Here is a 22618-nt window from a genome sequence, read left to right on the forward strand (position 1 = left end):
TTAGGCCGCGGCAGCGCCCAAATGTTCCCCGGTCGCCTCTGCCTTGGTGAAGCTGAACTGGCCCGGCGACTGGATCGGATCGGTCTCGACCCGGATCGTGTCCTTCGGCCCGAAGCTGCCGTCCAGCAGCAGCTTCGACAGCGGGTTCTCGATGCGCTGCTGGATCGCCCGCTTGAGCGGTCGCGCACCGAACACCGGGTCGAACCCGACCTTGGCGATCTCGGCGAGCGCCGGCGCCGATACATCCAGGAACAGGTCCATCTTCGCCAGACGCGCCTGCAGCACCTTGAGCTGGATCGCGGCGATCGATTCGATGTTCTTCGCGTCGAGCGCATGGAACACCACCGTCTCGTCGATCCGGTTCAGGAACTCGGGGCGGAAGTGGTTCTTGAGCTCGTCCCACACCGCTTCCTTGATCTCCTCGCCGGGGCGTCCGACCATCGCCTGGATGATCGGCGAGCCGATGTTGCTGGTCATGACGATCACCGTGTTCTTGAAGTTCACGGTGCGGCCCTGGCCATCGGTCAGGCGGCCGTCGTCCAGCACCTGCAGCAGGATGTTGAACACGTCCGGATGCGCCTTCTCGACCTCGTCGAGCAGCAGCACGCTGTAAGGCTTGCGGCGCACGGCTTCCGTCAGGTAGCCGCCCTCCTCGTAGCCCACGTAGCCGGGCGGCGCGCCGATCAGGCGAGCCACCGAATGCTTTTCCATGAACTCGCTCATGTCGATGCGGATCAGGTGGTCTTCGCTGTCGAACAGGAAGCCCGCAAGCGCCTTGCACAGCTCGGTCTTGCCCACGCCCGTCGGGCCGAGGAATAGGAAGGAACCGGTCGGGCGGTTCGGGTCGGAGAGACCCGAGCGCGAGCGGCGGATCGCATTCGCGACCGCACCGATGGCTTCGTCCTGGCCGACCACGCGCTCGTGCAGGCGGTCTTCCATCATGAGCAGCTTGTCGCGCTCGCCCTGCATCAGCTTGGACACCGGAATGCCGGTGGCACGCGCCACGACTTCGGCGATCTCCTCCGCGCCGACCTGGGTGCGCAGCAGCGTGGGCGCACTCGACTTGCCCTTGCTGGTTTCGCTCTCCTGCGCTTCCTTCAGCCGCTTCTCGAGCGCCGGCAACTGGCCGTACTGCAGTTCGGCGACCTTGTTGAAGTCGCCCTTCTGCGTGAACTCGGCGATCTGGAACTTGATCTTGTCGATGTCTTCGCGCACGTGGGCGCTGCCCTGCGCCTGGGCCTTCTCGGCCTGCCAGATCTCGTCGTAGTCGGCGATCTCCTTCTGCAGCTTGGCGATCTCTTCCTCGATCAGCGCAAAGCGCTTGAGCGAGGACTCGTCCTTCTCGCGGCGCACGGCTTCGCGCTCGATCTGCAGCTGGATCAGCCGGCGGTCGAGCCGGTCCATGACCTCGGGCTTCGAGTCCATCTCGATCTTGATCTTGGCCGCGGCCTCGTCGATCAGGTCGATCGCCTTGTCGGGCAGGAAACGGTCGGTGATGTAGCGGTCGCTCAGTTCGGCCGCGGCCACGATGGCCGGGTCGGTGATGTCGACGCCGTGGTGGACTTCGTACTTCTCCTGCAGGCCGCGCAGGATGGCGATGGTCGCCTCGACCGACGGCTCGCCCACGATGATCTTCTGGAAGCGGCGCTCCAGCGCGGCGTCCTTCTCGATGTACTTGCGGTATTCGTCGAGCGTGGTGGCGCCGACGCAGTGCAGCTCGCCGCGCGCCAGCGCCGGCTTGAGCATGTTGCCCGCGTCCATCGCGCCCTCGGCCTTGCCGGCGCCGACCATGGTGTGCAGTTCGTCGATGAAGACGATGGTCTGGCCCTCGTCCTTGGCCAGCTCGTTGAGCACGGTCTTCAGGCGTTCCTCGAACTCACCGCGGAACTTGGCGCCGGCCAGCAGGGCCGCCATGTCGAGCGACAGCACGCGCTTGCCCTTGAGCGACTCGGGCACTTCGCCCGCGACGATGCGTTGCGCCAAGCCTTCGACGATGGCGGTCTTGCCGACGCCGGGCTCGCCGATCAGCACCGGATTGTTCTTGGTACGGCGCTGCAGCACCTGGATCGCGCGGCGGATTTCCTCGTCGCGGCCGATCACCGGATCGAGCTTGCCGAGCCGGGCGCGCTCGGTCAGGTCGAGGCAGTACTTCTTGAGCGCCTCGCGCTGGCCTTCGGCGTCGGCGCTGTTCACGCCCTGGCCCCCGCGGACCGCGTCGATCGCGGCTTCGAGCGACTTGCGCGTCATGCCCTGGCTGCGCGCCAGGTTGCCGATGTCGGCCTTGCTGTCGGCCAGCGCCAGCAGGAACAGCTCACCGGCGATGAACTGGTCGTTGCGCTTGATGGCTTCCTTCTCGGTCGCCTGCAGCAGCTTGCCGAGCTCGGGGCCGACCTGCACCGCGTCGCCGCCCTGCACCTGCGGCAGCTTCTTGATGGCCGCTTCCGCCGCCTGCGTCAGGCCGGGTACGTTGACGCCGGCACGCTCCAGCAGCGCGCGTGGGCCGTCGTCCTGCCGCAGCATCGCCACCAGCAGATGGGCCGGTTCGATGTAGGCGTTGTCGTTGCCGAGCGCGAGCGATTGCGCGTCACCCAGCGCTTCCTGGAATTTGGTGGTGAGTTTGTCTTGTCGCATGTTGAAAAGCCTCGTGTGCCTTGTGCTTCCGTATTGCGAACCATATTGGGCAGCGGCGCCCGGCTTCAAGGGCGCAGGACGCGCCCGCATCGTCGGGTCGGCCGTTCCTTGCGCTGGATCAAGGCCCGCGCAGCGCCCCGCTGCCGGATGACCCGGGGCGCGCGCCCTCAGGCGTTCGGCGCGTCGACGCCCCACCGCGCAAGCGCGGCGTCGTCGGCCACGCGGGCGTCGACCCAGCGTGCGCCTTCGGGCGTCTGTTCCTTCTTCCAGAACGGCGCCTGGGTCTTCAGATAGTCCATCAGGAACTCGCAGGCCTGGAAGCTCTGGCCGCGATGCGCCGAGATCACCGCCACCATCATGATGCGGTCGGTCGGCTCCAGCATGCCGATGCGGTGCACCACGCGCGCGCCGAAGATGTCGAAACGGCGCTGTGCCTCGTCGATCATGGCCTCGATCGCCTTCTCGGTCATGCCGGGGTAATGTTCGAGCTCCATCGCGCTGACCTCGCTGCCCTGGCTGCGGTCGCGCACCGTGCCGATGAAGCTGCAGATCGCGCCCACGCGCCTGTCGCCCGCATGCAACGCCATGACCTCCTGCTGCAGGTCGAAATCACCGGTCTGGATGGAAACGCGCGCGCTGCTCATGCCTGAATTGTGGCATCAGGCTAGACTCCTGCGATGCCTTGCCGTACCTCGTCCGCCATGCCGTCGCTCCGTGCGACGGCCTGCGCGCACGTGGCCGGCAAAGCGAAAAAACCAAAGCTCGTCTGACCGGAGCTTCGGTTCCGTCGTCGGATGAGCGACGGAACCGAAGCCTCTCCAGAGGACCCCGCGGGTCGTGTGCGCGCATCGGACGATGGTTCATCCATCGGTCGCTTTCCTGAAGGAAACCTGCGTGCAATCCCATCGAACTCCCACGTCGCCCATCGACGCTTCCGAACGCGCTCCCGCCGACTTCTCCGGCCTCTGGATACCGCTCGTCACGCCGTTCCGTGACGGCGCGGTCGACCATCCGGCACTCGAGGCACTCGTGCGCCAGCTGGCGCCGAGCGGCATTGCGGGCTTCGTCGTCTGCGGCTCGACCGGTGAAGCTGCCGCGCTCGACGACGACGAGCAACTGGCGGTGTTCGCCACCGTGGCCGCGGCAGCACCGGCGCTGCCGCGAATCATGGGCATCGGCGGCAGCCATCTCGGCCAGACGCTGGCCTGGGTGAGGCGCCTGGCAGCGCTGCAGCCGGCCGGCCTGCTGGTGCCGGCGCCCAGCTACATCCGCCCGTCGCAAGCCGGACTGATCGACTGGTTTCGAGCGATCGCCGATGCCAGCCCCGCGCCGGTGCTGCTCTACGACATTCCCTACCGGACCGGCAGCACGCTCGCGCTCGACACCCTGCTGGCGCTTGCATCCCATCCGAACATCCGCGCCATCAAGGACTGCGGCGGCGATGCGGCCAAGACGCGCGCCCTGATCGCGGATGGCCGCCTGCAGGTGCTGGCCGGGGAAGACGCGCAGATGCTCAGCCTGCTGGCTGAAGGCGGCAGCGGAGCGATCGCCGCCAGCGCGCATCTTCAGCCGGCGCGCTTCGTGCGCTTGATCGAGCTGCTGGCAGATGGACAGATGGCCGAGGCACGCGCCGAGTGGCAGGCACTCACGCCGTTGATCGGACTGCTCTTCGCGGAGCCGAATCCGGCGCCCGTGAAGGCGTTGCTCGCACAGGATCTCGCCATGTCGGCCGAATTGCGTGCGCCGATGACGGCGGCCAGCGCCGAGCTGACCGAGCGGCTGCGCGCGGCACACGACGTGCTCGCGGCGCCGCAGGCTGCGTTCAGCCGCCGGTGACGGGCGGGAAGAACGCGACCTCGCTGCCCTCACGCAGCGGCGCGCTCTCGGCGCTCATCACCTGGTCGAGCGCCATCCGCACGGCCCTGCCGCGCGCCAGCGCCATCGCATGCGCCTCGTCGCGCGCGATGAGCTCGTCGCGCAGTTCGGCCAGTGTGGCGGCCTGGGTGTCGACGACGTCGCCGCCGCCGAGCGCTTCGCGCACCGAAGCGAAATAACGGATCGAGATCTTCATGCCAGCAGCGATTCGAAAGCGATGAACTGGACGATGTCGCCGGCCTTGACCGGCTGGCCGGCGGGCGTGTCGACCACGCCGTCGCCCCAGACCGCCGAGGTCAGCACGCCCGAGCTCTGGTTGGGAAACAGGTCGAGTCCACCGGCTGAGTTGCGCCGTGCCCGCAGGAACTCGCGACGCTTGTCGGCACGCGGCCAGTCGAAATCTGCGCGCATGGCGACCGCAGGCGGTGCCACGCGAGCCGCCCCCTGCAACGCCAGCAGGAACGGCCGCACCAGCAGCACGAAAGTCATGAAGCTCGACACCGGATTGCCCGGCAGGCCGGTGACGTGTGCGTTGCCGATCCGCCCATAGGCGAAGGGCTTGCCAGGCTTGATGCCGAGCGACCACATCTGGAGTTCGCCGAGCGCTTCGACCGCTGCACGGATGTGGTCTTCCTCGCCGACCGAAACGCCACCCGTGGTGACGATCAGGTCGTTGCTCGCCGCCGCGCCGCGCAGGGCCTCGATGGTCGCGTCGCGCCGGTCCGGCACGATGCCCAGGTCGCTGACCTCGCAACCCAGCCGCGCGAGCAGCGCGCGCATGAAGAAGCGGTTGGAGTTGTAGATGGCGCCGGGCTTCATCGCTTCCGGCGCGACTTCGCCGGGCATCACGAGCTCATCGCCGGTCGACAGCAGCACGACGCGCGGGCGTCGCGCGACCTGCAGCCGGTCCAGGCCGACGCTGGCCGCCAGGCCCAGCGCGGCCGGTGTCAGGCGGCTGCCGCGTGCCAGCACGACATCGCCGGCCGCCACGTCCTCGCCGGCACGGCGGATCCACTGACCGACGGTCGGCGACGCGTCGACGCGCACCTGGCCGAGCGAGCCGTCCTGCGGCAATGCGGTCGTCTCTTCCTGCATGACGACCGCGTCGGCGCCTTCGGGTATCTGGGCGCCGGTGAAGATGCGTGCAGCAGTGCCACCCGCGAGCGTCGTGCCGACGCTGCCGGCCGGAATGCGCTGTGCCACCGTCAACACGGCGCCGGGCACGGCGCAATCGGCAGCGCGCACCGCATAGCCGTCCATCGCGCTGTTGTCGCGCGGCGGAACGGTGAGCGCGGAAACCACGTCCTGCGCCAGCACGCGGCCATCGGCCTCGAAGGTCGAGATGCTTTCGGTGTCGAGCACCGGTGTGGCGCGGGCCAGCAGGCGCGACAGCGCCTCGTCCAGCGACATCAGCGGCGGACGGCCGGAAGGGGCTGAACTAGCCATGGGTCGGTGCTCCGTATTCAAATCGGTCGCCGTGATCGAGCAGCCAATGCCCGACGGCTTCCGCGTCGTTGACATCGAAGATCGGCAGCGCGGTCGGCACGGGCAGGCGCTCCGGCACGTCGGTCGCGATGCCGACGATACAGGGGTCGTCCATGTAGCGGGCCGGCCGGTCGGCGTCGGCATGCGCGGCACGCCAGATCTCGATCTTGGGCAGTTCGCTGCGCTTGAAGCCCTCGACCAGCACCCAGTCGGCCTGCGCGTCGAGCTCGGCCAGCATGTGGTGCACCGAGAGTTCGGTGGGCTGTTCGAATTCGCGCATCAGCGCCAGGCGACGCTCGGAGGCGATCACCACCTCGAACGCGCCGGCCTGGCGATGCCGGTAGCTGTCCTTGCCGGGATGGTCGATGTCGAAGTTGTGGTGCGCGTGCTTCACGACCGACACGCGCTGGCCGCCGCGCCTCAGCACCGGGATCAGGCGCTCGACCAGCGTGGTCTTGCCTGCACCCGAAAAGCCCGCGAAGCCGACGACCTTCATACGCGCCTCAGGCGCAGTGCGCCGCGATGTAGGCCTTGACGGCTTCGGCGTCGGCCGGCAGCTTCACGACCCGCTTGGGCAGCGACTCGATGCCTTCGAAACGCGCCGGCCGCTCGGGCTCATGGCCCAGCGCCTCGACGATGGTCGCTGCGAACTTGATGGGCAGCGCGGTCTCCAGCACGATCATCGGCACGCCCGGCGCCATGTGTTCGCGCGCGGCCTTCAGGCCGTCGGCCGTGTGCGTATCGATCAACGTGACGAAGCGCTTGTCGGTGTCGCGGATGGTCGCGAGGCGATCCGCGTGCGTGCTGCGGCTGCTCGCGAAGCCGAACCTGGCTTTGGCGTTGGCGAATACCGGGTCGGCGCCCAGATCGAAACGGCCGGTGCGGCCAAGCTCGCCTTCGAACAGCGAACGCGTGCGCGCGCCGTCGCGGCCCAGCAGGTCGAACACGAATCGCTCGAAATTGCTGGCCTTGCTGATGTCCATCGACGGGCTCGAGGTCTCGTGCGTGTCGGCTGCGCCACGCACGCGGTAGACGCCGGTGCGGAAGAACTCGTCGAGCACGTCGTTCTCGTTGGTGGCGACCACCAGCGTCTTGATCGGCAGGCCCATCATGCGGGCCACGTGGCCTGCGCAGACGTTGCCGAAGTTGCCGGACGGCACCGCGAAGCTGACCTGCGCATCTTCCGAGCCCGTCGCCTGGAAATAGCCGGCGAAGTAGTAGACGACCTGCGCCAGCAGCCGCGCCCAGTTGATCGAATTGACGGTGCCGATCTTGTACTTGCGTTTGAAGTCGAGATCGTTCGACACCGCCTTGACGATGTCCTGGCAGTCGTCGAACACGCCGGTGATGGCGATGTTGTGGATGTTCGCGTCCTGCAGGCTGAACATCTGCGCCTGCTGGAACGGGCTCATGCGGCCGTCCGGCGAGGTCATGAAGACGCGCACGCCCTTCTTGCCGCGCATCGCGTACTCGGCCGCGCTGCCGGTGTCGCCACTGGTCGCACCGAGGATGTTGAGCTCGGCGCCGCGGCGGGCCAGTTCGTACTCGAACAGGTTGCCCAGCAGCTGCATCGCCATGTCCTTGAAGGCGAGCGTCGGCCCGTTCGACAAGGCCTCGAGGTAGGTGCCGTCCTCGAGCTCGCGCAGCGGGACGATCTCGTCGGAACCGAACACCTCGGCGGTGTAGGTCTTCGCGCAAAGCGCCTTCAGGTCGGCCGGCGGAATGTCGTCGATGTAGAGCGACAGGATCTCGAAGGCCAGTTCCGCATAGGGCAGTGCACGCCAGCGCGCCAGCGTGGCCTTGTCGACCTGCGGATAGCGTTCGGGCAGGTACAGGCCGCCGTCCGGCGCAAGGCCTTCGAGCAGGATGTCGCAGAACTGGCGCGACGTGTTGTCGCCGCGGGTCGAGATGTAGCGCATCAGGACAGCTCCTCCTTGCGGATGCGCACGATCGGCGCCAGCACGGTCGGCAGCGCCTGCAGTTCCGCCATCGCGTCGTCGAGCGTGCCTTCGCGGGTGTCGTGCGTGAGGATGATCAGGTCGGTCTGCGTGGAGCCCTCGCCGCCGACTTCGTCGGCTTCGCGCTGCAGCACCGCATCGATGCTGATGCCGGCATTGGCCAGCAGGCCCGTGACCTTGGCCAGCACGCCCGCCTCGTCGGCCACGCGCAGACGCAGGTAGTAGCTGGTCACGACCTCGCGCATCGGCACGACGTCGAGATGGTCGCTCATCGCGTTCGGATGGAAGGCCAGGTAAGGCACGCGCTGTGCCGCGTCGGCACTGTGCAGACGGGTGATGTCGACCAGGTCGGCGATCACCGCGCTGGCCGTCGGCTCGCTGCCTGCGCCCTTGCCGTAGTACAGCGTGGTGCCGACGGCATCGCCATGCACGACGACGGCGTTCATCGCGCCCTCGACGTTGGCCAGCAGGCGCTTTGCGGGCACCAGGCTCGGATGCACACGCAGCTCGATGCCATTCCTGGCGCGCCGCGTGATGCCCAGCAGCTTGATGCGGTAGCCGAGCTGCTCGGCGTACTTGATGTCCTGCGCCGCGAGCTTGGTGATGCCCTCGACGTGGGCCTTGTCGAACTGCACCGGGATGCCGAAGGCGATCGCGCTCATCAGCGTCACCTTGTGCGCCGCGTCGACGCCTTCGATGTCGAAGGTCGGGTCGGCTTCGGCATAGCCCAGGCGCTGGGCCTCCTTGAGAACCGTGCCGAAGTCCAGGCCCTTGTCACGCATCTCGGACAGGATGAAGTTGGTTGTGCCGTTGATGATGCCGGCGATCCACTGGATGCTGTTGGCCGTCAGGCCCTCGCGCAGCGCCTTGATGATCGGGATGCCGCCGGCCACTGCGGCCTCGAAGGCCACCATCACGCCCTTCTGCTGCGCCGCCGCGAAGATCTCGGTGCCATGCACCGCAAGCAACGCTTTGTTGGCCGTGACCACGTGCTTGCCGGCCGCGATGGCTTCGAGCACCAATTGCTTGGCGATGCCATAACCGCCGATGAGCTCGATGACGATGTCGATCTTGGGGTTGGCGATCACGGCGCGCGCGTCGGCGACGACCTGCACGCCTTCGCCGACGGCGGCTTGCGCGCGCGCCGTATCGAGGTCGGCGACCATCGTGATCTCGATGCCGCGTCCGGCACGGCGCTTGATTTCTTCCTGGTTGCGCCGCAACACGTTGAAGGTGCCGCTGCCGACAGTGCCGATGCCGAGCAGGCCGACCTGGATGGGTTTCATGGATTCAGTCATTTCAAGCAATGGGCCTTCTGCGGCCGTCAGGTCAGGATTCGGGTCAGGCGTGGCGCAGCCGGTAGCGTTCGAGGAACTTCGCGATGCGGTTGATCGCCTCGCGCAGGTCCTCTTCATGCGGCAGGAACACGATTCGGAAATGGTCGGGCGTGGCCCAGTTGAAGCCGGAGCCTTGCACCAGCATCACCTTGGTTTCCTTGAGAAGCTCGAGGAAGAATTCGCGATCGTCCTTGATCGGATAGACCGCCGGATCGAGCTTCGGGAACATGTAGAGCGCCGCCACCGGCTTCACGCAGCTCACGCCGGGGATCGCGGTGATCAGCTCGTAGGCCAGGTCGCGCTGGCGGCGCAACCGGCCGCCCTTGCCGACGAGTTCGTCGATGCTCTGGTAGCCGCCGAGCGCCGTCTGGATGGCCCATTGGCCCGGCACGTTGGCGCACAGACGCATGTTCGAAAGCATGTTCAAGCCCTCGATGTAGTCGTGCGCACGCGCCTTGTCGCCCGACACCACCAGCCAGCCCGCACGATAGCCGCACGAGCGATAGCTCTTGGAAAGCGAATTGAAGGTCAGCGTGACGACATCGGTCGACAGGCTGGCGATCGCGGTGTGCTTGACGCCGTCGTACAACACCTTGTCATAGACCTCGTCCGCGAAGATGACGAGATCGTGCTCGCGGGCGATCGCGACGATGCCCTTGAGCAGCTCGTCGGAATACAGCGCGCCCGTCGGGTTGTTCGGATTGATGACGACGATGCCCTTGGTCGCGGGCGTGATGCGCGCGCGAATGTCGCTCAGGTCGGGCATCCAGCCGTTGGCTTCGTCGCACAGATAGTGCACAGGCTTGCCGCCCGACAGACTGGTGCATGCCGTCCACAGCGGATAGTCCGGCGCCGGAAGAAGCAATTCGTCGCCGTCGTCGAGCAGTGCATTGGTTGCCATCGCGATCAGCTCGCTGGCACCGTTGCCCAGGTAGATGTCGTCCAGCGTGACGCCCGCGATGCGCTGCTTCTGCGTCTCGTGCATCACGGCCTTGCGTGCCGCGAAGATGCCCTTGCTGTCCGAGTAGCCCGCCGAGGCCGGCAGATTGCGGATCATGTCCTGCTGGACTTCTTCAGGTGCATCGAAACCGAACACCGCCAGATTGCCGATGTTGAGCTTGATGATCTTCTGACCCTCTTCCTCCATCTGTTTCGCGGCGTCCATGATCGGGCCGCGGATGTCGTAGAGAACGTTGGCCAGCTTGGCCGATTTCTTGAGCGGTTTCAAAGTCCCTCCAAGGGGCATCTACACAGGGGAAAACCTATAATTTGACCACAGTTCCAACCCCTCTCCAGATGAAGCTCCAACCCGACAAATCCGACGTTCAGACACTCACTGCGCACGGTCCGGGCTGGGTAGCGATCAACAACGAGAAGGTCACGAGCAGCGTGGTGATCGGCTCCAACGGCGAGCGCTTCGCGTGGGACTGCAGGAATTTCGGCGAGGTCGGCCCCTCGCACTTCGCGCAACTGGCCGAACTGGGCGCCGAAATGATCATCTTCGGGAGCGGCGAGCGCATCCGGTTTCCGTCGCCGGCGTGGCTGCAACCCCTGATGGCCCGGCGCATCGGCGTCGAAACGATGGACACGGCTGCGGCATGCCGTACTTACAACATCCTTGCGGGCGAAGGACGTCACGTGGTCGCCGCACTGCTCCTGGAACAGCCCACCAATGGCGGGTGACTCTCATTTCAAGGTAAAATTGCAGGTTGCGAGCCGGCGATCCGCCCTCGATTAGCAACGACCAATCTTCCATCTGCGGCACCGATGCGCAGACGGAGCCCAACGGAGAAAACAAGTTTCATGGCGATCGTTGTCAACAAACCTATCCCCGAATTCGAGTCTAACGCCACTGGCGGCATCAAGGTCTCGAACACCTCCCACCTCGGGCACGTGCTGGTGATGTATTTTTACCCCAAAGACAACACGCCCGGTTGTACGACCGAAGCGATGCAGTTCCGCGACCACTACAAGGATTTCGTGAAAGCTGGCGCAACGGTGTTCGGCGTGTCACGCGACAACATGAAGTCGCACGACGAATTCAAGGCCAAGCTCGAATTGCCCTTCGAACTCATTGCCGACACGGAAGAAAAGATGTGTCACATGTTCGGCGTCGTGAAGAACAAGATCATGTATGGCAAGAAGGTGAAGGGCATCGAGCGCAGCACCTTCCTGATCGGCGCCGATGGCGTGCTCAAGGCGGAGTGGCGCGGACTGAAGGTGCCTGGCCACGTCGAGGAAGTACTCAAGGCCGTCAAGACCCTCAAGAAGGCCGCCTGAGTTCGCTTCTTCTCCGGACTTCGATTTGCGCGTTGCAACGATCGCAGGGCATGCCGCCCGCGATGTGCATAATGAGCTCATGCCGTTGAGCTCCACGACCGCATCCACCGAACAAAGCCGCCCTGGCCTTCAGGCGGCTTTTTCGCTTTCTGGCCTTCTCTTTGCGAGCTAACAGCCTCATGCCTCTGCCTCCCGCACCCACGAAACGCGCAGCCCTCCTCTCTCCGGATGCCATCGATGCGCCGGCGCATTCGCCGCAGAAAACCTCGCGCCGCGGCGGCCGCAGGGCGGCAGACGATGTCCGCGCCGAGGGCCCTCAAGCCCTGGAGCTGTTCGATGAAGCGCAGGACACGATCGGTGCAGCACCCCTCGTGCCGCCACCCGCAGCGCCGGTTGCCGCACCGATGCAGCAGATCGAGACCAAGCCGCGCCCGATACAGATCGAATCGCCCGCCGACGAGGCACCTCCTGCCGCTCGCAAGCCGTCGCCCGCTCCGACGGCCGTGCCGGTTGCGGCGGCAGCGCCCGCAGCCCGTGCGCGCGCGGAACGCGCACCGGCCGAAACCACACGCCCGCGCCGGGCGCGCGCCACGGGTCCGGCCAAGTTGTTCGTGCTCGACACCAACGTGTTGCTGCACGATCCGATGTGCCTGTTCCGCTTCGAGGAACACGACATCTATCTCCCGATGATCGTGCTGGAGGAGCTGGACGGCCACAAGAAGGGAACGACCGAGGTCGCTCGGAATGGCCGCCAGACCAGCCGCACGCTCGATGCGCTGGCAGGCGCGCAAGGCGCCGACATCGCCAAGGGCCTGAAGCTCGACACGACCGGCCACCGGGAAGCGGGCGGCAAGCTGTTCTTCCAGACCGAGACGCTCGACTACACGCTGCCGGCAAGCCTGCCGCAAGGCAAGGCCGACAACCAGATCCTGGGGGTGGTGCAGGCCCTGCGCGACCTGTACGCGAAGGATCGTCCGGGTCATCCGAAGCAGGAAGTCGTGCTGGTGTCGAAGGACATCAACATGCGCGTCAAGGCACGTGCGCTGGGCCTTGCTGCGGACGACTACCAGAACGACAAGACGCTCGAAGATGGCGATCTGCTCTATGCGGGCTCGATGGCCCTGCCGCCCGATTTCTGGACGCGGCAGAGCAAGACCGTGGAAAGCTGGCAGAGCGGCAGCAGCACCTTCTATCGGATCAGCGGCCCGATCGTTCCCAACCTCTACATCAACCAGTTCGTCTTCTTCGAAGCGCCCGGCGAGCCCAGCATGTACGCGCGCGTGACGGAAATCCGCGACAAGACGGCCGTGCTCAAGACGCTCAAGGACTACAGCTCCGGCAAGAACGCCGTCTGGGGCGTCGCCACACGCAATCGCGAACAGAACTTCGCGATGAACCTGCTGATGGACCCGGACATCGACTTCGTCACCCTGACAGGCACCGCCGGCACCGGCAAGACGCTGATGGCGCTGGCCTCGGGCTTGACCCAGGTTCTCGACGATCGCCGGTACACCGAGATCATCATGACCCGGGCGACGGTGAGCGTCGGGGAAGACATCGGCTTCCTGCCCGGCACGGAAGAGGAAAAGATGGGCCCGTGGATGGGCGCACTCGACGACAACCTCGAGTTCCTCGCCAAGGGCGACGGCGGCGGTGCCGGCGAATGGGGGCGTGCAGCCACCAATGAATTGATTCGCAGCCGGATCAAGATCAAGAGCATGAACTTCATGCGCGGCCGCACCTTCCTCAACAAGTACGTGATCGTCGACGAGGCTCAGAACCTCACGCCCAAGCAGATGAAGACGCTGATCACACGTGCCGGCCCTGGCACCAAGATCATCTGCATGGGCAACCTCGCGCAGATCGACACGCCCTACCTCACCGAAGGTTCGTCGGGCCTGACCTTCGCGGTCGACAGGTTCAAGGGCTGGCCGCACGGCGGACACATCACGCTGGCCCGCGGCGAACGCTCGCGCCTGGCGGACTTCGCCAGCGAAGCGCTCTGACCGCCTGAGTCGCCCACCCGGATGAAGCCCGCGCACCCTTTGGGTACGCGGGCTTTTCTCATTCGCAAGCCAGCTCCTGACAGCACGTTGTCAGGAGCACTCGCGCAGCATGAAGCCTCACTCAACAACAGGAGCTTCTCATGCGCAACGCCACCACCTGGTTCGAAATTCCGGTCGCCGATCTCGGCAGATCTCAACGCTTCTACGAAGCCATGCTCGACCGCCCGATGCGTGGAACCGAAGACGTCGGTGGCGAAGCGATGGCTGTTTTTGCGCACGACAAACCTGGCGCCGGCGGCTGCCTGGTTCAACGGCCGGCGCATCAGCCCGTGCGTGGCGGCACGCTGGTGTACCTGGATTGCGCGCCGAGCGTGGAGGCAGCACTGCAGCGTGCGCAGACCGCGGGCGGCCGCATCGTGGCGCCCAGAACGCTGATCGCACCCGGCGTCGGTTACTTCGCACAGATAGAGGATGTCGACGGGAATCTTGTCGGACTCCATGCGGCCGCCTGAACATGACGTCCATCCATCTGCTTTTCCGCATGCGCGATGACGCGAAAGCGCCGATGCATGACGATGGCGCATGCGCCGATTCCGGCCGCGGACCAAGGGTTCGCAACAACTGGATCGCTGTCGCCAGCGCCGAGCACGCGCGCATCGGCCGCGATCACCGGCCGGTCGGCTTCATGCAGGTCGGCCATGGCAAGGGCACGCCGCTCCAGCGCATCGCGCCGGGCGATCGCGTGGCCTACTACGCGCCCGCCACGGTCTATGGTGGCAACGATCGGCTGCAGAGCTTCGTCTCGATCGGCATCGTGCAGCCCGGCGTGCCATATGTCGGGGACATGGGCAACGGCTTCAAGCCGTGGCGCCGCGATGTACGCTATGCGCCATCGCAGGAAGCGCCGATCGCGCCTCTGGTCGAGGCCTTCGACTTCGTCGAAGATCCGAAACGCTGGGGCGCGAAATTCCGCTTCGGGCTTTTCAAGGTCAGCGAGCACGACATGACGCTGATTGCGAGCGCCATGCAAGCCGACGGGAAGACACTTCGACTTGCGCCCCGCTCTCTCACAGGATGACAGGAGATATCGAGATGGAGCCCCTTCGCCAGCATCTGAATGCCTTTTCCGTCGCAGGCCCGTCGGTGCGCACCACGAACGCCGATGAGGCCAGGCCCGCCACCGGTCGCATCCCTGGCCTCTGGGCTGGATTTTTCCGCGACAACGTCATGGGCCTGACACCGCATCGCGACGCGACCGACCTGCGCAATTTCGGCGTCTACTCGGGCTACGAGTCCGACGTGACAGGCGCCTTCGATGTGACCGCCGGCGTTGCGGTCACGCAGGGCGGCAGCGCGCAGATCGAGGCTGGCGACTACCTCGTGTTCAAGGCCAACGGACCGATGCCGCAAGCGGTGCTCGGTGCCTGGATGGCCGCATGGCAATACATCGAAGCGCATCCTCAAGTACGACGTCGCTATGTGAGCGACTTCGAGGCCTACAGCAGTCCTGTCGATGTGGCTGTCTACATCGGCGTCGCGTGAGCATGGCCCTCATCGACTGAATGACGCACGCTGTCCGCCATTCGCGCATGCACGCCAAGACGGTCGACGCCTCAGCCGTTCTGCTCGGCACCTTGCGCCTCGGCGCCGACATCGAACGCGGAAGCGCCTGATGCGCCGTGCCGACCGACTGTTCCAGGTCGTGCAGTTGATCCGCGGGCGCCGGTTGACCACAGCCGCGATGCTCGCCCGGCGGCTCGAGGTGTCAGAGCGCACCATCTATCGCGACATAGCCGACTTGCAACATCAGGGCGTACCGATTGAAGGCGAAGCCGGTGTCGGCTATCGACTGGGAGCCGGCTTCGAACTGCCGCCGTTGATGTTCACGCAGGATGAGGCCCGCGCACTCGTGGCTGCGGCGCGGCTGGCGCAAAGCTGGGTCGATCCGGCGATGGCGCGCGACGTGGAAACGGCACTCGGCAAGATCCTGTCGGTGTTGTCACCCACAGCGCGGGCGTCCGCCGAAGCGATTGCACTCTACGCTCCGGCGCTTGCACTCGACGACACGACGCGCGCACGACTGCAGACGGTGCGCGAGGCTGTTCAGGCGCGACACAAGTTGTGCATCAACTACCGCGACGCGAGCGATTCGGGCAGCACGCGAACGGTACGCCCGCTCGGCTGCTTCTACTGGGGGAAGGTCTGGACGCTGTCGGCGTGGTGTGAACTCCGCGCTGACTTTCGAGGTTTCCGCATCGATCGCATCGATGCCCTGGACGTGCTGCCGGAGCGCTTCAGCCACGAAGCCGGCAAGACGCTGGCCGATCTGCTGCGCAAGGTGCGGGCGGAACAAGGGCTCGATCTGCCAATACAACCCGCAGGGAAATGATCCTGCGGGATGGCGCGCATGCCTCCCAAAGCTCAGTAGTCGTGCCCGCCGCCGCCCGCCAGGCTCTCGAACTTGGTGATCGACTTCAGGAAAGCAAGCTTCACGGTACCGGTCGGGCCATTGCGCTGCTTGCTGATGATCACCTCGGCGACGCCCGGCTCCTTGCTGTCCTTGTTGTAGTAGTCGTCGCGGTAGATGAACATGATCACATCCGCGTCCTGTTCGATGGCGCCGGACTCCCGCAAGTCGCTCATCATCGGGCGCTTGTCTGTACGCGATTCAACACCACGGCTCAGCTGGGACAGCGCGATCACCGGACATTTGAGCTCTTTCGCGAGCATCTTCAGGCCGCGGGAAATTTCACCCACCGCCGTGGCGCGGTTCTCGTCGTTCATGGCCGTCGACACGCTCATCAGCTGCAGGTAGTCGACCACGATCAGGCCGAGTTGACCGCAGGTACGGGCCAACCGACGCGAGTTGGCGCGCAGCTCGCTGGTGGTCAACCCGGGTGTCTCGTCGATGTGCAGCGAGATGTTCCGCAGCTTTTCGATCGCTTCGGTGAGACGTGGCCATTCCTCGTCGGTCAGCTTGCCAGTACGCAAGTGGCCCTGGTCGATACGACCGATCGAGCCGACGATACGCACCGCAAGTTGTGCCGCACCCATTTCCATCGAAAACACGGCCACCGGCAAGCCTTCGTTGAGGGCCACGTGCTCGGCGATGTTGATCGCGAAGGCCGTCTTGCCCATGGACGGCCGCGCGGCCAGCACGATCATGTCGCCAGCCTGGAAGCCGGAAGTCATGCGATCGAGGTCGATGAAACCTGTCGGCACACCCGTGATGTCGTTCGGGTTGTCGGCCATCTCCGTCACGCGATCCAGCAGATCGACAACCAGGGTGTGCATGCCCTGGAAGCCCTGCTTCATTCGCGAGCCTTCTTCGCCAATGTTGAAGATCTTCTGCTCGGATTCGTCCAGGATCTTGTCGACTGCCTTGCCCTGTGGATTGAAGGCCTCGGTCGCGATCTCGTCGGCGGCCGACACCAGCTTGCGCAGGATCGACCGCTCCCGCACGATCTCGGCGTAGCGACGAATATTGCTCGCGCTTGGCACGTATTGCGCCAGCGAGTTGAGGTACAGCAGGCCACCGATCTCGTCGGCTTTGCCAAGGTTCTGCAGTTGTTCGAAGACGGTGATCACGTCAGCCGGCTTCGAGGCATTGATCAGCGTGCCGATGGCCGCGTAGATCAGCTTGTGCTCGTAGCGGTAGAAGTCGCCATCCACCAGCAGGTCGCCCATGCGGTCCCATGCGCCGTTGTCCAGCAGCAGGCCGCCCAGTACGCTGGACTCGGCCTCGATGGAATGCGGAGGAATGCGCAGTTGCGCGACCTGGCGGTCGGCCGACGGGTCGTTGTCGGCATAAGAAAAAACGGCGGACATGGCTCTCCTTGCAGCCAAGCATGCTACGGCGCATGCTTGGCAGCGTCACGGGACAACGCTGTGGATAAGCGGTGATTTTCCAGTGAAGCAACGAGGACAACCTCTGTGGGTTGCCCTGGAAAAAGAAAAGCCGCCCGAAGGCGGCTTTACGGCGCGCGAGAAGCGCGACTTGCGATCAGGCGCTTTCGCCGTAGACCGTGACGGTGATGTCGACCACCACGTCGGTGTGCAGCGCAACGCTGACGGTGCTGTCGCCGACGACCTTGATCTGGCCGTTGGGCATGCGCACTTGCGACTTCGCGACCTTGTAGCCCAGCTTGTTGAGCTCTTCGGCGATGTCGTTGTTGGTGACCGAACCGAACAGACGGCCATCAACGCCGGCCTTCTGCGTGATCTTGACGACGGTGCCGCCGAGCTTTTCGCCCTGGGCTTGCGATTCGGCCAGCTTTGCAGCGGCAGCCTTTTCGAGCTCGACGCGCTTGGCTTCGAATTCGGCCTTGTTCGCAGCGGTGGCGCGGCGTGCGCGGCCCGTCGGAATCAGGAAGTTGCGTGCGTAACCGTCCTTGACCTTGACGATTTCGCCGAGGGTGCCGAGGTTGACGACCTTGTCCAGAAGAATGACTTGCATGGTGTCTGGCTCCTTAGATGCGGTGCTGGTCGCTGTACGGAACCATCGCGAGGAAGCGCGCACGCTTGATCGCGGTGTTCAGCTGGCGCTGATAGATCGCGCGCGTGCCGGTCAGGCGTGCGGGAATGATCTTGCCGTTTTCGCTGATGAAGTCACGCAGCGTGTCGATGTCCTTGTAGTCGATCTCTTCGACGCCAGCGACGGTGAAACGGCAGAAGCGCTTGCGCTTGAACAGAAGCGACTGGGTGTTGCGCTTCGGGCGCTTGTCTTTGTTGAATTTCTTGAACGTGGCCATTTCTGGACCTCTCTTCGAAAATTAATCTTGCTGAAAATCCTGAATGTGCAGCACGGGATGCTTGGCGTTGCCCGGTGTGGCGAGGAAGCCCTGGAAACGCCAGAGACTGCCCAATGCCTGCTTCGCGAGCCGTTCGGCCACTGCGCCGAACGCCACGGCCTTGAGGGCCGCTTTCACCTGCCTCGGTGCACCGGCCTCTTCGATCTTCGACTCGTGTTCGAGCTTAAGGTCCAGGGCGGGCACGCCGGCCGGCGTGAAACGCAAATTACCGAGTTCGGCTACGCAGGCAGTCAGCAGGAGCTGATTGACTGCAGCGGCCACTGCACGATCAGTTGTTGTTGGCGGCGTATTCGGCCTGCTGAGCCTTGCGGGCTTCTTCGCGTTCGACCGTCTTCATCATCGACGAAGGGCCGGTGTCAGCCTTCTTCTTGACGACGGTGAGGTGACGCAGCACGGCATCGTTGAACTTGAACGCGTGTTCCAGCTCGCCCATCACGGCCTGTTCGGCTTCGATGTTCACGCACAGGTAGTGCGCCTTGTTGAGCTTGTTGATCTGGTAAGCCAGCTGACGACGGCCCCAGTCTTCCACGCGATGAACCTTGCCACCGCCGGCGGTGATCAGACCCTTGTAACGCTCCAGCATGGCCGGAACTTGCTCGCTCTGATCCGGATGGATCAGCAAAATGATTTCGTAATGACGCATGGCACTCCTTGTGGGTCTTCCGTAGAAGGGATTAAGCCACCCGCAGCGTCGGCGCAGTGTGGCAAGGCAAAGCCGAGCATTATAGCCCGGCTTTTTGCTAAACAGCAACTGGCCGGGCGAGAGCCTCGCTCTCGCTCAGCCAGGAGATCAACGCGCCGACAGCAGCTTCCAGGTATCGATCACGCTGTCGGGGTTCAGTGAAATCGACTCGATCCCTTGCTCTGCCAGCCAAAGCGCGAAGTCGGGATGGTCGCTGGGGCCCTGACCACAGATGCCGACATACTTGCCTGCCGACTTGCACGCCGTGATGGCGCGGCTCAGCATGGCCTTGACGGCTGGATCGCGCTCATCGAAGTCGGCCGCCAGCAGTTCAAGGCCGGAGTCGCGGTCCAGGCCCAGCGTGAGCTGCGTCAAGTCGTTCGAGCCGATCGAGAAGCCATCGAAGTACTTCAGGAACTCATCTGCCAGGATGGCGTTGCTCGGCACCTCGCACATCATGATGATCTTCAGTTCGTTCTCGCCGCGCTTCAGCCCCTGCTCGGCCAGCAGCCCGGTGACGCGCTCGGCCTGGCCCAACGTACGGACGAAAGGCACCATGATCTGAACATTGGTCAGGCCCATGTCGTTGCGCACGCGACGCATGGCTTCGCACTCCATCAGGAAGGCTTCGCGGAACTCCTCGCTCACGTAACGCGCGGCACCCCGGAAACCCAGCATCGGGTTTTCTTCTTCGGGCTCGTAGCGGCTGCCGCCGATCAGCTTGCGGTATTCGTTCGACTTGAAGTCGGACAGACGCACGATCACCGGCTTGGGCCAGAAGGCGGCGCCGATGGTCGCAATGCCTTCGGCCACCTTGTCGACGTAGAAAGCGCGTGGCGACGCATGGCCGCGAGCGACCGACTCGACAGCCTTCTTCAGGTCGGCATCGACATTCGGATAATCGAGGATCGCCTTCGGGTGCACGCCGATGTTGTTGTTGATGATGAATTCGAGGCGCGCCAGACCTACGCCGTGGTTCGGCAGTTGCGCGAAGTCGAAGGCGAGCTGGGGATTGCCCACGTTCATCATGACCTTGACGTCGACGGGCGGCATCTCGCCACGCACGACTTCGGTCACTTCGGTTTCGAGCAGGCCGTCATAGATGAAGCCGGTATCGCCCTCGGCGCAGCTCACCGTGACGAGCGTGCCGTCCTTGAGCAGGTCGGTGGCATCGCCGCAGCCGACCACGGCGGGAATGCCGAGTTCACGCGCGATGATGGCGGCGTGGCAGGTGCGGCCACCACGGTTCGTGACGATGGCGCTGGCGCGCTTCATCACGGGCTCCCAGTTCGGATCCGTCATGTCGGTCACGAGCACGTCGCCGGCCTGGACCTTGTCCATCTCGCTGATGTTGTAGACCAGCCGGACCGGGCCGGTACCGATCTTCTGGCCGATGGCGCGGCCTTCTGCCAGCACGGTGCCCTTGCCCAGCAGCTTGTAGCGCTGCTCGGCCTTGCCCTGCTGCTGGCTCTTCACGGTTTCCGGGCGGGCCTGCAGGATATAGAGATGGCCGTCCGTGCCGTCCTTGCCCCATTCGATGTCCATGGGACGGCCGTAGTGCTCTTCGATCACGAGCGCGTACTTGGCAAGCTGCTCGACATCGGCATCGGTCAGCGAATAGCGATTGCGCAGCTCCGCCTTGACGTCGGTGGTCTTGACCAGCTTGCCGGTTGCGGCCTTCTCTTCCGGCGTGGCGAACTCCATCTGGATCAGCTTCGAGCCCAGGTTGCGGCGGATGAGCGCACGCTTGCCGGCCTTGAGCATGGGCTTGTGCACGTAGAACTCGTCAGGATTGACGGCGCCCTGCACCACCGTCTCGCCGAGACCGTAGCTGGAGGTAATGAACACCACGTCCTCGAAACCGGATTCGGTGTCGATCGTGAACATCACGCCCGCGGCGCCGAGGTCGGAGCGCACCATGCGCTGCACGCCGGCTGACAGCGCCACGACGTCATGCGCGAAGCCCTTGTGCACGCGATAGCTGATGGCACGGTCGTTGTACAGGGACGCGAACACTTCCTTCATCTTGTGCAGCACGTCGTCGATGCCGACCACGTTCAGGAAGGTTTCCTGTTGGCCGGCGAAAGACGCGTCGGGCAGGTCTTCGGCCGTGGCGGACGAGCGCACGGCGAAAGAAGCAGCCGGATTGCCGGCGCTCAGCGTGGCGAATGCATCGGAGATCGCTTTCTGCAGATCGGTCGGAAAGGGTTGCGCCTCGACCATCGCACGGATCTCGGCGCCGACGGTGGCCAGTGCGCGCACGTCCTCGGTGTCCAGCGTCGCGAGCTTGTCGCTGATGCGTGCAGCCAGACCGTCGTGCGCGAGGAACTCACGAAAAGCATGCGCCGTGGTGGCGAAGCCCGTCGGAACACGCACGCCCTGCGGCAGTTGGGAGATCATTTCGCCGAGGCTGGCGTTCTTGCCGCCCACCGACTCGACGTCGGTCATTCTCAGATTTTCAAACGGGACGACCAGGGCGGTCGCTTCGAAGAGTGCAGACATGGGAAGCTCCAGAAGTTAAAACCTGTGCCGCATGCGGCCAGGGCGCGGCACGATCGTTCTCGTTGCTTTGGGTGCTCGCGCGCTGGTCATGGGATGAATTCGATGGCTGGGAAAACCGTCAGGGACCGTACCGGAATCCGACCGGAATCCCGATAATGAAGCGGATTGTAGGCGCGCCAAGCCCCGGCGTGCCGCAGGACAAGACCGCTCAAAATCATGCACACGCGCACTGTTTTCTTCGTGTCGGACGGCACCGGCATTACCGCCGAAACCTTCGGTAACGCCGTCATCTCGCAGTTCGAGATGAAACCGCGCCACATCCGGCTGCCATTCACCGACACCGTCGACAAGGCGCACCAGGCGGTGCGACAGATTAACCATACGGCGGAGCTCGAGGGTCAGCGTCCCATCGTCTTCTCGACGCTGGCCAACATGGAAGTGCTGGAGGTTCTTGAAACCGGTTGCAAGGGCATGCTGCTGGACATGTTCGGCACCTTCGTTCGGCCGCTCGAGATCGAACTGAACATGAAGTCGAACCACCGCATTGGCCGCTTCAGCGACGTGAGCAAGAGCAAGGAATACAACGACCGCATCGCGGCGATCGATTTCAGCCTGGCGCATGACGATGGCCAGAGCAACCGCGACCTCGAAGGTGCCGACGTGATCCTGGTCGGCGTGAGCCGCAGCGGCAAGACGCCGACATCGCTTTACCTGGCAATGCAGCATGGCCTCAAAGCCGCGAACTACCCGCTCATCCCCGAAGACTTCGACCGCCGCCAATTGCCACCGGCCCTGATGCCGCACCGCAAGAAGATCTTCGGGCTCACGATCCAGCCGGAACGGCTGTCCGAAATCCGCAACGAGCGCCGCCCGAATTCGCGCTATGCGAGCCTCGAGAACTGTCGCAACGAGATCAGCGAGGCGGAAGCGATGATGCGGCGCGCCGGCATCCGCTGGCTGTCGACGACGACCAAGTCGATCGAGGAGATCGCAACGACGATCCTTCAGGAATTGCGCCCGGAGCGGCTCACTTACTGAACGTTTCCTGGGC

23 protein-coding genes are annotated in these 22618 nt (G+C 64.7%); 9 read left to right on the forward strand and 14 right to left on the reverse strand.

Features of this window, described 5'->3' with window-relative positions:
* Positions 1-2631 carry an ATP-dependent chaperone ClpB gene (gene clpB, locus AC07PZ_RS20090; protein WP_495296894.1) on the reverse strand — a complete coding sequence of 877 codons (2631 nt, stop codon included), beginning with the start codon at positions 2629-2631 and terminating at the stop codon, positions 1-3.
* Positions 2632-2798: 167 nt separating this feature from the next.
* Positions 2799-3275 (reverse strand): molybdenum cofactor biosynthesis protein MoaE, encoded by a 477-nt coding sequence (locus tag AC07PZ_RS20095; protein WP_495296895.1) that lies wholly within the window; start codon positions 3273-3275, stop codon positions 2799-2801.
* A gap of 250 nt (positions 3276-3525) precedes the next feature.
* On the opposite strand from AC07PZ_RS20095, the gene dapA reads away from it, so the two are divergent.
* Positions 3526-4467: a 4-hydroxy-tetrahydrodipicolinate synthase gene (gene dapA / locus AC07PZ_RS20100; RefSeq protein ID WP_495296896.1), complete on the forward strand. Its 942-nt coding sequence runs from the start codon at positions 3526-3528 to the stop codon at positions 4465-4467.
* On the opposite strand, the gene AC07PZ_RS20105 is transcribed toward dapA, so the two are convergent.
* Genes AC07PZ_RS20105 through AC07PZ_RS20130 form a run of 6 tightly spaced genes read right to left on the reverse strand, consistent with a single transcriptional unit; the run spans position 4454 to position 10514 of the window.
* Positions 4454-4702, reverse strand: coding sequence for a MoaD/ThiS family protein (locus AC07PZ_RS20105; protein WP_495296897.1), 249 nt, complete (start codon positions 4700-4702; stop codon positions 4454-4456). The two genes, dapA and AC07PZ_RS20105, sit on opposite strands and share 14 nt — an antisense overlap.
* A complete protein-coding gene (locus AC07PZ_RS20110) occupies positions 4699-5952 on the reverse strand; it encodes a molybdopterin molybdotransferase MoeA (RefSeq protein ID WP_495296898.1) in 1254 nt (417 codons plus the stop codon). The genes AC07PZ_RS20105 and AC07PZ_RS20110 overlap by 4 nt, the downstream gene beginning before the upstream one ends.
* Positions 5945-6487 carry a molybdopterin-guanine dinucleotide biosynthesis protein B gene (gene mobB / locus AC07PZ_RS20115; protein ID WP_495296899.1) on the reverse strand — a complete coding sequence of 181 codons (543 nt, stop codon included), beginning with the start codon at positions 6485-6487 and terminating at the stop codon, positions 5945-5947. Before mobB ends, AC07PZ_RS20110 begins: the two co-directional genes overlap by 8 nt.
* A gap of 7 nt (positions 6488-6494) precedes the next feature.
* Positions 6495-7910, reverse strand: a complete 1416-nt coding sequence (gene thrC, locus AC07PZ_RS20120; protein WP_495296900.1) for a threonine synthase — start codon at positions 7908-7910, stop codon at positions 6495-6497.
* Entirely contained in the window at positions 7910-9235 is a 1326-nt protein-coding gene (locus AC07PZ_RS20125; RefSeq protein ID WP_495296901.1) for a homoserine dehydrogenase, read from the reverse strand. Before AC07PZ_RS20125 ends, thrC begins: the two co-directional genes overlap by 1 nt.
* A 55-nt stretch (positions 9236-9290) precedes the next feature.
* Positions 9291-10514 carry a pyridoxal phosphate-dependent aminotransferase gene (locus tag AC07PZ_RS20130; RefSeq protein ID WP_495296902.1) on the reverse strand — a complete coding sequence of 408 codons (1224 nt, stop codon included), beginning with the start codon at positions 10512-10514 and terminating at the stop codon, positions 9291-9293.
* Between the two features lie 68 nt (positions 10515-10582).
* Here AC07PZ_RS20130 and AC07PZ_RS20135 point away from each other — a divergent pair, with 68 nt between their 5' ends.
* The 7 genes from AC07PZ_RS20135 (at position 10583) to AC07PZ_RS20165 (ending at position 15961) form a co-directional block, all read left to right on the forward strand.
* On the forward strand, positions 10583-10969 hold the full coding sequence (locus tag AC07PZ_RS20135) for an Mth938-like domain-containing protein (RefSeq protein ID WP_495296903.1): 387 nt from the start codon (positions 10583-10585) through the stop codon (positions 10967-10969).
* Between the two features lie 120 nt (positions 10970-11089).
* Positions 11090-11566 carry a peroxiredoxin gene (locus tag AC07PZ_RS20140; RefSeq protein ID WP_495296904.1) on the forward strand — a complete coding sequence of 159 codons (477 nt, stop codon included), beginning with the start codon at positions 11090-11092 and terminating at the stop codon, positions 11564-11566.
* A gap of 179 nt (positions 11567-11745) precedes the next feature.
* Complete coding sequence (locus tag AC07PZ_RS20145) at positions 11746-13572, forward strand: PhoH family protein (RefSeq protein WP_495296905.1); 1827 nt, start codon at positions 11746-11748, stop codon at positions 13570-13572.
* A gap of 140 nt (positions 13573-13712) precedes the next feature.
* On the forward strand, positions 13713-14084 hold the full coding sequence (locus tag AC07PZ_RS20150; RefSeq protein ID WP_495296906.1) for a VOC family protein: 372 nt from the start codon (positions 13713-13715) through the stop codon (positions 14082-14084).
* Positions 14085-14137: 53 nt separating this feature from the next.
* Positions 14138-14650: an EVE domain-containing protein gene (locus AC07PZ_RS20155; RefSeq protein ID WP_495297089.1), complete on the forward strand. Its 513-nt coding sequence runs from the start codon at positions 14138-14140 to the stop codon at positions 14648-14650.
* A 14-nt stretch (positions 14651-14664) separates the two neighbouring features.
* Positions 14665-15114, forward strand: coding sequence for a GyrI-like domain-containing protein (locus AC07PZ_RS20160; RefSeq protein WP_495296907.1), 450 nt, complete (start codon positions 14665-14667; stop codon positions 15112-15114).
* A gap of 130 nt (positions 15115-15244) precedes the next feature.
* Entirely contained in the window at positions 15245-15961 is a 717-nt protein-coding gene (locus tag AC07PZ_RS20165) for a helix-turn-helix transcriptional regulator (protein WP_495296908.1), read from the forward strand.
* Between the two features lie 32 nt (positions 15962-15993).
* On the opposite strand, the gene dnaB is transcribed toward AC07PZ_RS20165, so the two are convergent.
* The 6 genes from dnaB to ppsA all read right to left on the reverse strand — a co-directional run bounded on the left by dnaB (position 15994) and on the right by ppsA (position 21567).
* Positions 15994-17400, reverse strand: a complete 1407-nt coding sequence (dnaB, locus tag AC07PZ_RS20170) for a replicative DNA helicase (RefSeq protein WP_495296909.1) — start codon at positions 17398-17400, stop codon at positions 15994-15996.
* A 175-nt stretch (positions 17401-17575) separates the two neighbouring features.
* Positions 17576-18028, reverse strand: a complete 453-nt coding sequence (rplI, locus tag AC07PZ_RS20175) for a 50S ribosomal protein L9 (protein ID WP_495296910.1) — start codon at positions 18026-18028, stop codon at positions 17576-17578.
* A gap of 13 nt (positions 18029-18041) precedes the next feature.
* Positions 18042-18323 carry a 30S ribosomal protein S18 gene (gene rpsR, locus AC07PZ_RS20180; RefSeq protein WP_488291704.1) on the reverse strand — a complete coding sequence of 94 codons (282 nt, stop codon included), beginning with the start codon at positions 18321-18323 and terminating at the stop codon, positions 18042-18044.
* A gap of 21 nt (positions 18324-18344) precedes the next feature.
* The gene (priB, locus tag AC07PZ_RS20185; protein WP_495296911.1) at positions 18345-18644 is read right to left on the reverse strand and encodes a primosomal replication protein N; all 300 of its coding nucleotides are present in this window, start codon (positions 18642-18644) and stop codon (positions 18345-18347) included.
* 7 nt (positions 18645-18651) lie between these two features.
* On the reverse strand, positions 18652-19026 hold the full coding sequence (rpsF, locus tag AC07PZ_RS20190; protein WP_495296912.1) for a 30S ribosomal protein S6: 375 nt from the start codon (positions 19024-19026) through the stop codon (positions 18652-18654).
* Between the two features lie 147 nt (positions 19027-19173).
* A complete protein-coding gene (gene ppsA / locus AC07PZ_RS20195; RefSeq protein ID WP_495296913.1) occupies positions 19174-21567 on the reverse strand; it encodes a phosphoenolpyruvate synthase in 2394 nt (797 codons plus the stop codon).
* Between the two features lie 216 nt (positions 21568-21783).
* Between ppsA and ppsR the strand changes: the two genes are divergently transcribed.
* Positions 21784-22605 (forward strand): posphoenolpyruvate synthetase regulatory kinase/phosphorylase PpsR, encoded by an 822-nt coding sequence (gene ppsR / locus AC07PZ_RS20200; protein ID WP_495296914.1) that lies wholly within the window; start codon positions 21784-21786, stop codon positions 22603-22605.
* The last annotated feature ends 13 nt before the right edge of the window (positions 22606-22618 follow it).

This window comes from Variovorax sp. GW821-FHT10B04 (assembly GCF_059415645.1).

Coding starts and splice junctions, on each gene's coding strand:
- clpB (WP_495296894.1), bottom strand. CDS start 2,631: ATGCGACAAGACAAACTCACCACCAAATTCCAGGAAGCGCTGGGTGAC.
- thrC (WP_495296900.1), bottom strand. CDS start 7,910: ATGCGCTACATCTCGACCCGCGGCGACAACACGTCGCGCCAGTTCTGC.
- dnaB (WP_495296909.1), bottom strand. CDS start 17,400: ATGTCCGCCGTTTTTTCTTATGCCGACAACGACCCGTCGGCCGACCGC.
- AC07PZ_RS20105 (WP_495296897.1), bottom strand. CDS start 4,702: ATGAAGATCTCGATCCGTTATTTCGCTTCGGTGCGCGAAGCGCTCGGC.
- rpsR (WP_488291704.1), bottom strand. CDS start 18,323: ATGGCCACGTTCAAGAAATTCAACAAAGACAAGCGCCCGAAGCGCAAC.
- AC07PZ_RS20150 (WP_495296906.1), top strand. CDS start 13,713: ATGCGCAACGCCACCACCTGGTTCGAAATTCCGGTCGCCGATCTCGGC.
- ppsR (WP_495296914.1), top strand. CDS start 21,784: ATGCACACGCGCACTGTTTTCTTCGTGTCGGACGGCACCGGCATTACC.
- ppsA (WP_495296913.1), bottom strand. CDS start 21,567: ATGTCTGCACTCTTCGAAGCGACCGCCCTGGTCGTCCCGTTTGAAAAT.
- AC07PZ_RS20095 (WP_495296895.1), bottom strand. CDS start 3,275: ATGAGCAGCGCGCGCGTTTCCATCCAGACCGGTGATTTCGACCTGCAG.
- AC07PZ_RS20135 (WP_495296903.1), top strand. CDS start 10,583: ATGAAGCTCCAACCCGACAAATCCGACGTTCAGACACTCACTGCGCAC.
- AC07PZ_RS20140 (WP_495296904.1), top strand. CDS start 11,090: ATGGCGATCGTTGTCAACAAACCTATCCCCGAATTCGAGTCTAACGCC.
- rplI (WP_495296910.1), bottom strand. CDS start 18,028: ATGCAAGTCATTCTTCTGGACAAGGTCGTCAACCTCGGCACCCTCGGC.
- AC07PZ_RS20165 (WP_495296908.1), top strand. CDS start 15,245: ATGCGCCGTGCCGACCGACTGTTCCAGGTCGTGCAGTTGATCCGCGGG.
- rpsF (WP_495296912.1), bottom strand. CDS start 19,026: ATGCGTCATTACGAAATCATTTTGCTGATCCATCCGGATCAGAGCGAG.
- AC07PZ_RS20145 (WP_495296905.1), top strand. CDS start 11,746: ATGCCTCTGCCTCCCGCACCCACGAAACGCGCAGCCCTCCTCTCTCCG.
- AC07PZ_RS20160 (WP_495296907.1), top strand. CDS start 14,665: ATGGAGCCCCTTCGCCAGCATCTGAATGCCTTTTCCGTCGCAGGCCCG.
- AC07PZ_RS20155 (WP_495297089.1), top strand. CDS start 14,138: ATGCATGACGATGGCGCATGCGCCGATTCCGGCCGCGGACCAAGGGTT.
- mobB (WP_495296899.1), bottom strand. CDS start 6,487: ATGAAGGTCGTCGGCTTCGCGGGCTTTTCGGGTGCAGGCAAGACCACG.
- AC07PZ_RS20125 (WP_495296901.1), bottom strand. CDS start 9,235: ATGAAACCCATCCAGGTCGGCCTGCTCGGCATCGGCACTGTCGGCAGC.
- AC07PZ_RS20110 (WP_495296898.1), bottom strand. CDS start 5,952: ATGGCTAGTTCAGCCCCTTCCGGCCGTCCGCCGCTGATGTCGCTGGAC.